A 13,186-nucleotide genomic window follows, 5' to 3' on the forward strand; every position below is an offset into this window, starting at 1 on the left:
AGGCATCTAGCCCAGGATATCCGCCAGGGCGGCCTCCAGCGTCTCAAAGCGGAATGTGAAGCCCGCCTCGAGCAGCCGCTTGGGGCGCATGTCGGCGCCGGTGAGCAACAGCCGCGACATCTCACCGAGCGCGGTCTCCAGCACGATGGCCGGTACCGGGAAAAACGCCGGGCGCCCCAGCTGCCCGGCCAGAGCGCGGGCGAACTCGGCGTTGGTGACCGGATGCGGAGCACTGCCGTTGAACGGTCCCTCCAGGTCGTCGCGCTCCAGCAGAAAGAGAATCGCCCGCACCAGGTCCTCGCGGTGAATCCATGGCATGGACTGCCGCCCGCTGCCGAAACGCCCGCCCAGCCCCAACTTGAAGGGCGGCAGCATCTTCTGCAGGCTGCCACCGTCGGCGTCCAGTACCAAGCCGATGCGCAGCAATGCCACCCGCGTACCGAACTCCTCCGCCTCCCTGGCGGCATCCTCCCAGCGCTTGCACAGCCGATGGGCGAACTCGTCATGAGGCGGCGTCTCCTCGCTCACTTCGCGATCGCCCTGGTCACCGTAGTAGCCCATGGCCGAGCCCGACACCATCACCTGCGGCACGGGGTCGCCGCGCTGTGACAGTTGCTCGCATAGAATCACCAGATCGCGAGTGACATTGACCCGCGAATCGATCAGCCGCGTTTTCTGCTCGTCGCTCCAGCGCTTCGCAGCGATGGACTCACCGGCCAGGTTGACGATGGCTTGCGGTGGCGATTCAACGAAATCGAGCACCGAATGGCGGATGTCGGTACCCGTCGGCAGACGCGAACGCACCGCTTCGGGGTCGCGGGATACCACCAGCAGCTCATGCCCAGCCTCCGACAGTCGCTGACACAGCCGCTGGCCGACGAAGCCGCTGCCTCCCGTAATCAACACGCGCATAGCGATTTCCTCCCGTGAGACAGATATTGTACATATATTGTACATACCTGTTAGTCTAGTAGAAACTCTACCCGGTGCGAGACCGTAATGACCACGATCGACCGCCCCAACACCGCCGTCATCGGCGCCGGCGTTGCCGGACTGGCCTGCGCCCGTGCTCTCCAGGACGCCGGCCATCCGGTCACGCTGTTCGAAAAAGCCCGCGGACCGGGAGGACGCATGGCGAGCCGGCACCTCGGCACGGTCACGGTGGATCTCGGTGCACAGTACTTCAGCGTAAGGGATGAAGCCTTCCGAGGCGAAGTCGAGCAGTGGGTGGCCGCTGGTGTGGTGGCCACTTGGCCAGCCAGCCACTACCGGGTCGACGGCAATGCTTGGCAGGCACACAGCGACCGAGCCCAGCGCTACGTCGGCATGCCGCGCATGAGTGCGGTCACCCGCCATCTGGCACGGGGGTTGTCTGTGGTGACCGAGACCCGAATCTCGCGTCTTGCCGAAGAGGCCGATGGCTGGTGGCTGAGCGATCCCGAGGGAGTGGAACACGGCCCTTTCGACCGGGTAGTGATCAGCGCCCCGGCTCCCCAGGCACAAGCCCTGGTGGAGCCACACGACACCACCCTGGCCTCGGCCTGCCGACGACTCGCCCAGCATCCCTGCTGGGCCGCCTGGGTACGCTTCGATGCAGCACTGCCGGCGATGCCCGGTGTGGCGCCGGGGTGGCAGGCGGCAACGTTGCACGACGGCCCGTTACGCTTCGTAGCCCGCAACGACCACAAGCCTGGCCGCGAGCGGCAGGGCGAAAGCCTTACCCTGCTGGCCCGTACCGACTGGAGCGAAGCCCAATACGATGCGTCTGCCGACTGGGTCGCCGAACAGCTTCTGGCCGCCTTCTTCGCTGCCCTGCCCGATGGCACCCACCTGCCGCTGCCCGTAGCCACGGGCGCGCATCGCTGGCGCTACGCGCAACCGGCATCGCCCGGCGACACCCGCTCTCATGACTACCGCACGACCGCCAGCGGACTGGCCCTGTGCGGCGATGGCTGGCGTGGTCCCCGAGTGGAGGATGCCTGGCTCTCGGGGCACCATCTCGGCCAATCCCTGACTCGCTCCCAGCCATGAGCCGGAAGCGCATTCTCCGCCTTCACGGGGGCATTGCCCGCCGTCATCGCGGTGCGCGCCATGAAAACCACGGCGATCGAATCGCAACGGTTGTACATGGCGCGTTTGGTGTACAATATTAGGCGACACAGAGCCCCGCGCGCTTCACCGGGCCGAATTCGCGCAAGCAAGAGGCAAACTCCGTCATGACCGACCCCCATCCGACCGACACACCGCTCTACCCCATTCGCGAGGTGTCCCGTCTCACGGGCGTCAATTCGGTCACCCTGCGCGCCTGGGAGCGCCGCTACGGCCTGATTCGCCCCCAGCGCACCCCCAAGGGGCACCGCCTCTATGCCCGGGAGGACATCGAGCGCGTCGAGCGAATTCTTCAGTGGCTCAACCGGGGCGTGCCCGTCAGCCAGGTCAAGGATCTGCTCGACCAGCCGGAAACCGCCGGCGCTCCCGAACCCGCCTCCGACGACTGGCCCAGTCAGCGTCGCCAGCTTGCCGCCGCCGTCGAGGCCCTCGACTTGGCACGTCTGGAAACGCTGTTCAATCAGAGCCTGGCCCTGTACCCGGTAAACACCTGCCTCGCCGAGCTATGGCAGCCAACGGTGCGCCAGTTGGAAGAGCACTGGGACGAACAGCTGGGAGCCCGCTTGCAGCGGCTGAGCCTGGAAGCCTTCCTGCGCACGCGCATCGGCACGCGCCTGTATCACGCCAACCAGATCTCGCTGGGACCCACGCTGCTCATCACCCCGCTGCCCGACGACCCCGGCCCACTTTGGCTGCTGTTGACCGCCCTGGCAGCCAGCGATGCCGGCTATCGCGTCCAGTTGTTCGACGCCTCGCTGCCCCTGGCCGAACTGCCCCTGGCAGTCGAGCGCCTCAAGGCCAACGCCCTGCTGCTGGCCAGTGGCCGTGCCGAGCGCGCCGAACTGATTCGCCGCCAGTTACCCAGGCTCGCCGAGCAACTCGACGTACCCCTGGCACTGTGTGGCCCGGTAGCGCGAATTCGCGAGGCGGATCTCACCGACAGTGCCGTGGCGCTGCTGGGTGATGATCTCCCTCAGGCCGTGGCACGTCTGCGCCCGTTACTGCGCGAAGGCTGAGTCCCACCGTGACCGAAGGATCCCTGCCATGTCGCCCGTGCTGATGTGGTTTCGCAGCGACCTGCGCATCCACGACAACACCGCTCTGGCAACCGCCGCCCGGCAAGGGCCGGTGATCGCTATCTTTCTGCGTAGCGTGCCGCACTGGCGTCGCCACGGCCACGGTGCCAACAAGCTCGACTTCTGGCAGCGCGGCGTGGTGGCGCTGCGCGAGTCCCTCGCCGGTCTTGGCATCCCTCTGCTGCATCGCGATATCGACGACTTTCGGGACGCCCCCGGCGTCTTGCTGGCCCTGGCACACGAGCACGGCGCCAGGGCACTGCATTTCAATCACGAGTACCCGCTAGACGAACAGCGCCGCGATAGCGCGGTGATGGCCGCCTTCACCCAGGCAGGCCTGGCAGTCCATGGCCACCATGATGCCGTGGCCTTCGCGCCGGGTGAACTGCTCACCGGGAAAGGTGACTACTATGGCGTTTTCACCCCCTTCGCCAAGGCCTGGCACCGTCAGCTGACGCCGCGGCGCTTGGCACTGCATGATGCGCCCGCGCCTCAGACGACGCCGGGGATCGAATCCAGCCCGCTACCCGAGCTGCCTGCAGTGGAGGATGCGCCCGTCGATGCCAGTCAGTGGCCCGCGGGCGAAGACGCGGGCGGCGACCGCCTCGAGCGCTTCCTGCGATTTCGCGGGCGCCACTATTCCGCGCAACGCGACTTCCCCGGCGTGCGGGGCACCAGCGAGCTATCACCCTACCTGGCGTTGGGCATGCTCTCCCATCGCCAGTGTCTTCAGGCGGTGCTCGCCGAGAACGACGGCAGCCTGGCAGAGGGCAACGCAGGCCTGACCAGTTGGGTCAATGAACTGGTCTGGCGTGAGTTCTACCGCCACGTGGTCGTCGGTTTTCCGCACGTCTGCCGTCACCAGCCCTTCCAGGCCTGGACCCGAGACCTTCCCTGGCGCGACGACGAGGCCGGCTTCACCGCCTGGTGCCAAGGGCGTACCGGTTACCCCATCGTCGACGCTGCCATGCGCCAGCTGGTGCAGACCGGCTGGATGCACAACCGCCTGCGCATGGTCAGCGCCATGTTCCTGGCCAAGCACTTGCTGATCGACTGGCGTCGCGGCGAGGCCTTCTTCCTCCGCCACCTGGTGGATGGCGAGTTCTGTGCCAACAATGGTGGCTGGCAATGGGCAGCCTCCACCGGCACCGACGCAGTGCCTTACTTTCGCATTTTCAATCCCACCACCCAGGCCCAGCGCTTCGATCCGGAAGGCAGCTTCATCGCCGACTTTGTACCGGAGCTGTCAAACCTTTCTCCTCGCCAGCGCCATGACCCACCCAACGACGCCCGGCAGCGTCTGCACTACCCAGCGCCCATCGTCGACCACAAGGCCGCGCGCCAGCGCGCCCTGGAAACGTTCAGCGCATTGAAAACACCCACAAATCGTCTCTGATCGACCAGGAGGTCGCGCATGCCCACCGACCCGTCACTGGAGGCGTTCTGCGCCTTTTTCAATAAACTCGACAAGACCTATACAAAAAAGCTCTACGAGATCTATACTGATGACGTGGTGTTCAGGGACCCCCTCCACCATATCGAGGGGCGTGACGCCTTGAAGCGTTACTTCGACACGCTGTACGCCAACGTCAGTTCCTGTCGTTTCGAGTTTCACGACGCGCTGCAGCAAGACAGAGAGGCCTGCGTCACCTGGACGATGCACCTACAACATCCACGGCTGTCGGGCGGTCAGCCGATCTCGGTATCAGGCTGTTCGCGCCTGACGTTCTCTGTCGATGACCCACAGCGGGTCTGTCGACACCACGACTACTTCGACGTGGGCACCATGCTCTACGAACGGCTACCGCTAGTCGGGCCCACGATTCGCTGGATCAAACGCCGCGTCGGCGACTGACGACCACCGAGTCGGCGCCAGGCGGCAGGAGAGGAACACGCATGACGGCTCTCAGCGGCTCACGCCGCATCTGGCTGACCGGCGCCAGCTCCGGCATCGGTCTCGCCCTGGCCCGGCGCCTGCTGACCCAAGGGCACCGAGTGGCTCTCAGCGCCCGCCGCGAAGCGCCGCTGACCGAGCTTGCCGGAGCGGGAAACAATGCCCTGGTGGTACCGTTCGATACCACCGATACGCAAGCGGTGGCACGCGCCGCCGAGCGCATCGACGACGCCTTCGGCGGCCTCGATCTGGCGCTGCTCAACGCCGGCACCTGCGAGTACCTGAACGCCCGCCACTTCGACATGCCCCTGGTGGCACGGGTCCTCGACGCCAACCTCTACGGCACGCTGCACTGCCTGGATGCGGCACTACCACTGCTGCGCCGGGCACGCGCAGCGAACGGCCGACCGCTACTCGCCGTGACCTCGAGCGCCGCCGCCTACCTGCCGCTGCCGCGTGCCGAGGCCTACGGCGCCTCCAAAGCGGCGCTGAGCCACTTCATGGAGGCCTTGCGTATCGACCTGGCCGACGAAGGAATCGACGTGAGCGTGATCCATCCCGGCTTCGTGAAGTCGCCCCTCACCGACCGCAACGATTTCCCCATGCCGCTGCGCATCAGCGCCGAAGCCGCCGCCCAGGCGATCCTCGAAGGTCTGGAGCGTCGCCGTCTGGACATCCACTTTCCCCGCCGCTTCACGCTGGCGCTACGCCTGTTGGGGGTGCTTCCCCCGGGTCTGCGCTTCCGGCTCGGGCGGCGGCTGGCCCGCCCCACCGACATGGAGAGCCGCCCATGAATGCCCCCGTTTCCCGGCCCGATAGGCCTCAGCGCATTGCCGTAGTCGGCAGCGGCATCAGCGGTCTCGCCGCCGCCTGGTACCTCAGCGCCCACCACGAAGTCACCCTCTTCGAGGCCGCCGACCGCCTGGGAGGCCATACTGCCACCGTCGACGTGAACGTCACGGGTCGCGACTACGCCATCGACACCGGCTTCATCGTCTTCAACGACCGTACCTATCCGCATTTCCGCGCACTGCTCGCCAACCTCGGGGTAGCCGCCCAGCCCACCGAAATGAGCTTCTCGGTACACGAAACGGACCGCGATTTCGAGTACAACGGGCACACTCTGGGCACGCTCTTCGCCCAGCGACGCAACCTGTTGCGCCCCCGTTTTCACCGCCTGCTGGCCGATATCCTGCGTTTCAACCGCCGAGCGATGCGCGACCTCGATAGCGGCCGGCTGGCCGACACCCTGACCCTCGGCGAATACCTGGCTGCCGGCGGCTACGGTCACGACTTCGCCACCCGCTATCTGCTGCCCATGGGGGCGGCCATCTGGTCGGCCAGCCTGGCCGATCTGCGCACCATGCCGGCACAGTTCTTCGTGCGCTTCTTCCACTGCCACGGTTTGCTCTCCCTAAGCGACCGACCGCAGTGGTACACCCTGGTGGGCGGCTCACGGGCCTACATCCCGGCCCTGACGGCTCCCTATGCGCAGCGCATTCGCCTGGCCACGCCGGTGCTCGGCCTGCGCCGCCTGGCCGATGGAGTGGCCCTGCGCACCGCAAGCGGCTACGAGCGCTTCGATCAGGTGGTGCTGGGCTGCCATGCCGACCAGGCCCTGGCACTGCTCGACGACCCCAGCCCGGCGGAGCGCGACATCCTCGGCGCACTGCCCTATCGCGACAACCAAGTGGTACTACATACCGACACGCGTCTGCTGCCGCGCCGTCGCCGCGCCTGGGCAAGCTGGAACTATCGCCTGGACGGCCGCGGCGATGGAGCCCGGGTATCGGTCACTTATGCCATGAACATCCTCCAGCGCATCGACGCTCCCGAAACGTTCTGCGTCACTCTCAATGACAGTGCCGCCATCGATCCACGCCGCATATTGGGTCGCTATACCTATGCCCACCCGCAGTTCAGCCGCGCCGGCCTCGCTGCCCAGGCGCGACACGGCGAGATCTCCGGCGCGGCACAACGCACCCACTATTGCGGTGCCTACTGGCGCAACGGCTTCCATGAGGATGGCGTTTGGAGCGCCCTACGCGTGGCACACGAGCTGGCAGCGGCGACCTCGCCACATCGCCACGTCGCGGCTCCTCTGGAGGTTGCGTCGTGATGCCGACACCGCACTCCCGGGTGTACCGCGGCACGCTGCGCCATCGGCGCTTCGTGCCTCGCCACCACGCCTTTCGCTACCGTCTGTGGATGCTGTGGCTCGACCTCGACGAGCTGCCATCGCTCTTCGACGGGGTTCCCGGCTTCAGCGCCAGACGCCCGGCGTTGGCACGCTTCCGTCGAGAGGATCATCTCCAGGGCTCGTTCACGAACTGTCCGGCGCCTCACGATCGACCGCTGGCCGAGTCGGCCCGCGCGGCGGTGGCCGCACAGCTGGGCAGCGCTCCGACGGGGCGCGTGTGCCTGCTCACCCAACTGCGTACGTTCGGCTCGGGCTTCAACCCACTGTCGCTGTACTACCTGCACGATGAGACCGGAGCGCTGCGCGCCGTGCTCGGCGAGGTCACCAACACCCCCTGGAAGGAACGCGCTTACTACGCCTGTCGCGTGAACCCTCAGCGCCACAGCCATGCTTCCACCTTCGTCAAGCGAATGCATGTCTCGCCCTTCCTGCCCATGGACATGACCTACCGGTGGCGTTTCAACACGCCGGGCGACCGGCTTCTGATGCACATGGAGAACTGGCGGGAGGCTGAGCGCCATTTCGACGCCACCCTGACGCTGACCGGCGAACCGGCCACCCGCACTGCCCTGCTCGGCGCCCTGGCCCGCCAACCCGCCATGAACCTCGCCACGCGCCTGGGCATCCACTGGCAGGCGTTGCGCCTGTGGCTGAAGGGCGTGCCGATCCATGACCATCCTCCCCACTCGCCTTCCGAGGAGACGACACCGTGACCACGCTACGCTCCGCCACCTCTCGTCCCCAGCCGGCGCCTTGCAACCGCCTTTCGCGGTGGTTGAAACCCAGGCTGCTCGCCACCCTCGATCGCCTCGAAGGCGGACGGATCATGGTGATCGAAGGCAGCGACTGCCACCACCTGGGTCAGGGCGGCACCCTGCACGCCACCGTGGTCATACGCAACGGCGAGGTGTGGAAACGCCTGGCGCTGGGCGGCAGCGTCGGCGCTGCAGAGGCCTACATCGACGGCGATTGGGAGGTCGACGACCTGGTCACCCTGGTGCGCCTGTTCGCGCTCAATCTCGAGCGGGTCAACGGCGAACTGGAAACCGGTTCGGCACGGTTAGGCCGCTGGCTGCTGGGCGCGCTCTACTGGCTGCAGCGCAACAGCCCAGCCGGGGCGAAACGCAACATCACCGCCCATTACGACATCGGCAACGATTTGTTCGCCACCTTCCTCGACCGCGACCACGCCATGTACTCCAGCGCGCTCTTCCCCCACCCCGAAGCCAGCCTGGAAGAGGCCTCCACCCACAAGCTCGACCGCCTCCTCGACCGGCTCGATGTGCGTGCCGAGCATCATCTGTTGGAGATCGGCACCGGCTGGGGGGGGCCTGGCTCTCCACGCGGCAAAGACCCGCGGCTGTCGGGTCACCACCACGACCATCTCCGAAGAGCAGTACGCTTTTACTGCCCGACGCATCGCGGAAGAGGGGCTTGGCGAGCGCATCACCCTGCTCAAGCGGGACTACCGGGAGCTTTCCGGCCGCTACGACCGACTGATCTCGGTGGAGATGATCGAGGCGGTGGGCCACCAGTACCTGGACGCTTATCTGGCGACCCTCGACCGGCTCCTCACCGACGACGGCCTGGCCATGCTGCAGGCCATCACCATCCGCGATCAGCGCTACGCGGCGGCCCGGCGCGAGGTGGATTTCATCAAACGCCATGTCTTTCCCGGCGGCTTCCTGCCCTCGCACCACGCCATTCTCGTCGGCCTGACGCGGCGCACCTCGCTCAACGTACTGGCCCTGGAGGAGATCGGCCCCCACTATGCCCGCACCCTGCGTGAATGGCGACACCGCTTCGAGGCCAACCTGGAGCGTATACGACGACTGGGCTACGACGAACGCTTCATTCGCCTGTGGCGCTACTACCTGTGTTACTGCGAAGGGGGATTCCTGGAACGCACCATCGGTACCTGCCACCTGCTACTGGCCAAGCCCGGTGCACGGCCGGCACCGCTCAGCGGTGCCCCGTGAGTTCGCTCAGGCGGTCGGCTCGGAGCCCAACGCCGAGGAATCGGCGCGTGCCGACGCCGTGGCCTGCTGCCACTGGTCGATCAATGCCTGAGCCGGAACCGGGCGAGCGAACAGGAAGCCCTGAACCAGACTGCAGCCAGCCGCATTCAGGAAGTCGAGCTGCTCCTGGGTCTCCACGCCCTCGGCAATGACATCCAGATCCAGGCCGCGAGCCATGGCCAGGACGGCGCCCACGATGGCGGCATCCGCTGCCTCGTCGGGGAGCGAGCGGATAAAGGCACGGTCGAGCTTGATCTTGTCCAAGGGCAGGTGCTTGAGGTAGCTCAGCGAGGAGTAGCCGGTGCCGAAGTCGTCGATGGCAATGCGATGTCCGCGGGCGCGCAACGCCTTCAAACGCGGCACGATATCACCCGCACGCTCGTCGAGCAGCACCGACTCGGTGATCTCGAGACCGAGCTGAGCGGCAGGAATGCCGTGACGTGCCAGCCCCGACGAAAGTGCCGACTCGAGCTCGCCCTGGAACATCTGGATCGCCGAGATGTTGATCCATACCGGCAGCGCCGGCAGCCCCAGTTCCCGCCAGCGCGCCATCTGCGCCAGCGCCTCGTCGATCACCCAATTGCCCAGCGGCCCCATCAGGCCATGGCGCTCGGCCAGCGGAACGAACTCTCCTGGCGACACCATGCCGTGCTCGGGATGACGCCAGCGCAGCAGAGCCTCCATCCCCACCACGCCGCCGTCCTGGGTGCGATGCTGGGTCTGGTAATGCAGTTCCAGCTGTTCGCCGGTGGCCAGGGCGTCGCGCAACGCATAGACCAGCGCCATATGAGGGCTGTCCTGGACATCGAGGGCCGGGCGAAAGCGTTGACTGACGTTGCGACCGTGCCGCTTGGCGGCATACAGCGCCGACTCAAGGCGCTGGAAGAGCACGCCGGAATCGCGGCCATCTTCCGGAGCACGACAGCTGCCGATGGAGAGCCCCAGGCGCAGCGTGCGGCTAGCCACCTCGAAGGGCTCGCTCATGTGCTGGCGCAGACCCGCCACCCATTTTTCGTGGTCGTCGAAGGTGGTCGTGCGGATGACCAAAAACTCGTCGCCGCCCAATCGACCCACGACACCGCCGGCCACGTGACGCGCCAGGCGCTGGCCGAAACGGGCCAATAGACGGTCGCCCTGCTCGACGCCCAGGCTGTCGTTGACCGATTTGAAGCCGTCGATATCGATGATCGCCATGTCGAGGCTCTCGCCGGCGCGCAGGTGGCGCAACCGCGACGTCATGAGGTCATGCAGGCGACGGCGATTGGGCAGGCCGGTGAGCGGATCTTCGAAACCGATGCGCCGCAAATCCTGTTCACGCGCCTTGTGCACCGAAATGTCGCTGAAGGTGCCGACGTAGTGAGTGATGCGCCCTTGGCGATCGACGACGGCCTTGAGGCGCAGCCACTCGGGATACTCATCGCCCTGCTTGCGACGGTTCCATATTTCACCCTCCCAGCGCCCCTTGGTTTCCAGGGTCTGCCACAGCCGCTGAAAGAACGCACTGTCGTGACGGGCTGCCACCAGGTTGGCGGCATTGAGCCCGCGCACTTCGTCCTCGCTGAAGCCGGTGATGCGGGTGAAAGCGGGGTTGACGGCCAGGATGTGGTTCCCGGCATCGGTGATCTGTACCCCCTCCTCGGAGAGCATCAGCGCCTGCTGCATCAGCTCGGCATTCTGGCGGTCGCGGCGTAGCTGCCGCCAGGTATCTGCCAGGCCCAGCACCACCACGCCCATCGCCACCAGCCGAAGGCCTGGCGACGGCAACCAGACGCAGGCCGGCAAGGCTGCCAGGGCAAGCCAGAACAGGGGGCGATTGAGGGTCAGCGAAGGCGCCATGTAGGCTCCTGGTGGGCGGCGATGAGCGCAGGATAACGCGTCACGGCAAGACGTCGTGAGTAGAGAACGGTATCGTCATCTTGCGCCAATACTTTACCCTCTGGGCCGGGTGACGTCATGCTGGCGTGCATTCGCCCGCCACGGCCAGTAGACTAGTGCGGGGCTGTCCGGCGGGGCGGCCGCCTGCGCCAGGCCGCATCGTTATGCCCGCGGCTGGCCCACGACAACTGCGACTCGGAACGACTCAGTGACCAAGCAACACTCTTTCGAACGCGAAGAACTGCTGGCATGCTCGCGCGGCGAGCTGTTCGGTCCCGGCAATGCCCAGCTGCCGGCCCCCAACATGCTGATGCTCGATCGCATCACGCACATCCATGAGCAGGGCGGCCAGTTCGACAAGGGCGAGTTGATCGCCGAACTGGATATCCATCCCGACCTATGGTTCTTCGAGTGCCACTTCCCCGGCGACCCGGTGATGCCCGGCTGCCTGGGTTTGGATGCCATGTGGCAACTGGTCGGCTTCTACCTCGGCTGGCTCGGCCATCCCGGTCGCGGTCGCGCCTTGGGCTGCGGCGAGGTCAAGTTCACCGGCCAGATCCTCCCCGAGGCCGAAAAGGTCAAATATCATATCCACATCAAGCGCATCATCACACGGCGCCTGATCCTCGGCATTGCCGATGGCATGGTGTCGGTGGATGGCCGCGAAATCTACCAGGCCCAGGACCTGCGCGTTGGGCTATTCACCTCCACTGCGAATTTCTGATCAGGAGGCTTCCATGAGACGAGTGGTAGTCACTGGCCTGGGCATCGTATCCTGCCTGGGCAACGACCGGGAAACCGTCGTCGAGGCGCTCAGAAACGGGCGCTCCGGCATTCGCTTCAAGGAGGAGTACGCCGAACGCGGCTTCCGCAGTCAGGTCGCCGGGGTCGTCGACATCGACCTCGACGCTCTGGTCGATCGCAAGCTGCGCCGCTTCATGGGCGATGCCGCAGCCTATGCCTATGTCTCCATGGCCCAGGCCGTCAAGGATTCCGGTCTCACGCCCGAGCAGGTATCCAACGAGCGCACCGGACTGATCGCCGGCTCGGGCGGTGCTTCCAGCGCCAACCAGGTGGAAGCTGCCGACGTGATGCGCGAGAAGGGGCTGCGCCGCGTGGGGCCTTACCGGGTCACACGCACCATGGGCAGCACCGTTTCCGCCTGCCTGGCCACGCCGTTCGCCATCAAGGGGGTCAACTATTCGATCTCCTCGGCTTGCGCCACCTCGGCCCACTGCATCGGCAACGCCATGGAGCAGATTCAGCTCGGCAAGCAAGACGTGGTCTTCGCCGGCGGCGGCGAAGAAGAGCACTGGACGCTGTCCTGTCTGTTCGATGCCATGGGCGCACTGTCGACCCACTACAACGATGCGCCCGACAAGGCCTCTCGCCCCTACGATCAAGCCCGTGACGGCTTCGTCATCGCTGGTGGCGGCGGCATGCTGGTACTCGAGGAGCTGGAGCACGCCAAGGCGCGCGGGGCGACGATCTACGCCGAGCTGGTCGGCTACGGCGCCACCTCCGACGGCTACGACATGGTCGCCCCCTCCGGCGAGGGTGCGGTACGCTGCATGCGCCAGGCGCTGGCCACCGTGGATGGCGAGATCGACTACATCAACACCCACGGCACCTCCACACCGGTGGGCGACGTCGCCGAGCTCAAGGCGATCCGTGAGGTATTCGGCGATTCCACGCCAGCGATGAGTTCCACCAAGTCGCTGACCGGCCACTCCCTGGGCGCCACCGGCGTTCAGGAGACGATCTACTCCCTGCTGATGATGGAGCAGGGCTTCCTGGCCGCCTCCGCCAACATCGAAAATCTCGATGAGCAGGCCGAGGGCTTCGACATCGTCGACCGTCGTCGCGACGGCGTGACCGTGGAGCGCATCCTCTCCAACAGTTTCGGCTTCGGCGGCACCAACGCCTGCCTGGTATTGCAGAAATACCGCGGCTGAAACCACGTCAAGCGACCACCGCCAACGGCGCCCCGCGGGGCGTCGTTGGCATTCGGGCT

The 13,186-nt window shown here is 66.2% G+C and carries 11 protein-coding genes and 1 pseudogene; 10 read left to right on the forward strand and 2 right to left on the reverse strand.

What is annotated here, in order from left to right:
• Positions 1-6: 6 nt before the first annotated feature.
• The gene (locus tag GFD32_RS16650) at positions 7-912 is read right to left on the reverse strand and encodes a TIGR01777 family oxidoreductase (RefSeq protein WP_163577714.1); all 906 of its coding nucleotides are present in this window, start codon (positions 910-912) and stop codon (positions 7-9) included.
• 87 nt (positions 913-999) lie between these two features.
• Between GFD32_RS16650 and GFD32_RS16655 the strand changes: the two genes are divergently transcribed.
• The 8 genes and pseudogenes from GFD32_RS16655 to GFD32_RS16690 all read left to right on the forward strand — a co-directional run bounded on the left by GFD32_RS16655 (position 1,000) and on the right by GFD32_RS16690 (position 9,258).
• Entirely contained in the window at positions 1,000-2,031 is a 1,032-nt protein-coding gene (locus GFD32_RS16655) for an NAD(P)/FAD-dependent oxidoreductase (protein WP_163577715.1), read from the forward strand.
• Between the two features lie 185 nt (positions 2,032-2,216).
• The gene (locus GFD32_RS16660; protein ID WP_163577716.1) at positions 2,217-3,125 is read left to right on the forward strand and encodes a MerR family transcriptional regulator; all 909 of its coding nucleotides are present in this window, start codon (positions 2,217-2,219) and stop codon (positions 3,123-3,125) included.
• Positions 3,126-3,153: 28 nt separating this feature from the next.
• A complete protein-coding gene (gene phrB, locus GFD32_RS16665; RefSeq protein ID WP_163577717.1) occupies positions 3,154-4,581 on the forward strand; it encodes a deoxyribodipyrimidine photo-lyase in 1,428 nt (475 codons plus the stop codon).
• An 18-nt stretch (positions 4,582-4,599) separates the two neighbouring features.
• Complete coding sequence (locus GFD32_RS16670) at positions 4,600-5,040, forward strand: nuclear transport factor 2 family protein (protein ID WP_163577718.1); 441 nt, start codon at positions 4,600-4,602, stop codon at positions 5,038-5,040.
• A 41-nt stretch (positions 5,041-5,081) separates the two neighbouring features.
• Positions 5,082-5,873 (forward strand): SDR family NAD(P)-dependent oxidoreductase, encoded by a 792-nt coding sequence (locus GFD32_RS16675; RefSeq protein WP_163577719.1) that lies wholly within the window; start codon positions 5,082-5,084, stop codon positions 5,871-5,873.
• Positions 5,870-7,198 (forward strand): NAD(P)/FAD-dependent oxidoreductase, encoded by a 1,329-nt coding sequence (locus GFD32_RS16680; RefSeq protein ID WP_163577720.1) that lies wholly within the window; start codon positions 5,870-5,872, stop codon positions 7,196-7,198. The genes GFD32_RS16675 and GFD32_RS16680 overlap by 4 nt, the downstream gene beginning before the upstream one ends.
• A complete protein-coding gene (locus tag GFD32_RS16685) occupies positions 7,195-7,992 on the forward strand; it encodes a DUF1365 domain-containing protein (protein WP_407081084.1) in 798 nt (265 codons plus the stop codon). Before GFD32_RS16680 ends, GFD32_RS16685 begins: the two co-directional genes overlap by 4 nt.
• Positions 7,989-9,258 (forward strand): annotated as a pseudogene (locus GFD32_RS16690) (class I SAM-dependent methyltransferase). The gene GFD32_RS16685 and the pseudogene GFD32_RS16690 overlap by 4 nt, the downstream one beginning before the upstream one ends.
• A gap of 6 nt (positions 9,259-9,264) precedes the next feature.
• Here the strand turns inward: GFD32_RS16690 and GFD32_RS16695 are convergent.
• The gene (locus tag GFD32_RS16695; RefSeq protein ID WP_163577722.1) at positions 9,265-11,133 is read right to left on the reverse strand and encodes a putative bifunctional diguanylate cyclase/phosphodiesterase; all 1,869 of its coding nucleotides are present in this window, start codon (positions 11,131-11,133) and stop codon (positions 9,265-9,267) included.
• Between the two features lie 247 nt (positions 11,134-11,380).
• Here GFD32_RS16695 and fabA point away from each other — a divergent pair, with 247 nt between their 5' ends.
• Both fabA and fabB read left to right on the forward strand, forming a co-directional pair.
• Positions 11,381-11,896 (forward strand): 3-hydroxyacyl-[acyl-carrier-protein] dehydratase FabA, encoded by a 516-nt coding sequence (fabA, locus tag GFD32_RS16700; RefSeq protein ID WP_163577723.1) that lies wholly within the window; start codon positions 11,381-11,383, stop codon positions 11,894-11,896.
• Between the two features lie 13 nt (positions 11,897-11,909).
• Positions 11,910-13,127 carry a beta-ketoacyl-ACP synthase I gene (gene fabB, locus GFD32_RS16705; RefSeq protein WP_163577724.1) on the forward strand — a complete coding sequence of 406 codons (1,218 nt, stop codon included), beginning with the start codon at positions 11,910-11,912 and terminating at the stop codon, positions 13,125-13,127.
• Positions 13,128-13,186 lie beyond the last annotated feature (59 nt).

The sequence above is a fragment of the Halomonas faecis genome, from assembly GCF_010993975.1.
Taxonomy (GTDB): Bacteria; Pseudomonadota; Gammaproteobacteria; order Pseudomonadales; family Halomonadaceae; genus Halomonas; species Halomonas faecis.

Bases quoted from the DNA above. Each gene is read 5' to 3' on its own strand.
- GFD32_RS16650 (WP_163577714.1), bottom strand. From the start codon at position 912: ATGCGCGTGTTGATTACGGGAGGCAGCGGCTTCGTCGGCCAGCGGCTG.
- GFD32_RS16655 (WP_163577715.1), top strand. From the start codon at position 1,000: ATGACCACGATCGACCGCCCCAACACCGCCGTCATCGGCGCCGGCGTT.
- GFD32_RS16660 (WP_163577716.1), top strand. From the start codon at position 2,217: ATGACCGACCCCCATCCGACCGACACACCGCTCTACCCCATTCGCGAG.
- phrB (WP_163577717.1), top strand. From the start codon at position 3,154: ATGTCGCCCGTGCTGATGTGGTTTCGCAGCGACCTGCGCATCCACGAC.
- GFD32_RS16670 (WP_163577718.1), top strand. From the start codon at position 4,600: ATGCCCACCGACCCGTCACTGGAGGCGTTCTGCGCCTTTTTCAATAAA.
- GFD32_RS16675 (WP_163577719.1), top strand. From the start codon at position 5,082: ATGACGGCTCTCAGCGGCTCACGCCGCATCTGGCTGACCGGCGCCAGC.
- GFD32_RS16680 (WP_163577720.1), top strand. From the start codon at position 5,870: ATGAATGCCCCCGTTTCCCGGCCCGATAGGCCTCAGCGCATTGCCGTA.
- GFD32_RS16695 (WP_163577722.1), bottom strand. From the start codon at position 11,133: ATGGCGCCTTCGCTGACCCTCAATCGCCCCCTGTTCTGGCTTGCCCTG.
- fabB (WP_163577724.1), top strand. From the start codon at position 11,910: ATGAGACGAGTGGTAGTCACTGGCCTGGGCATCGTATCCTGCCTGGGC.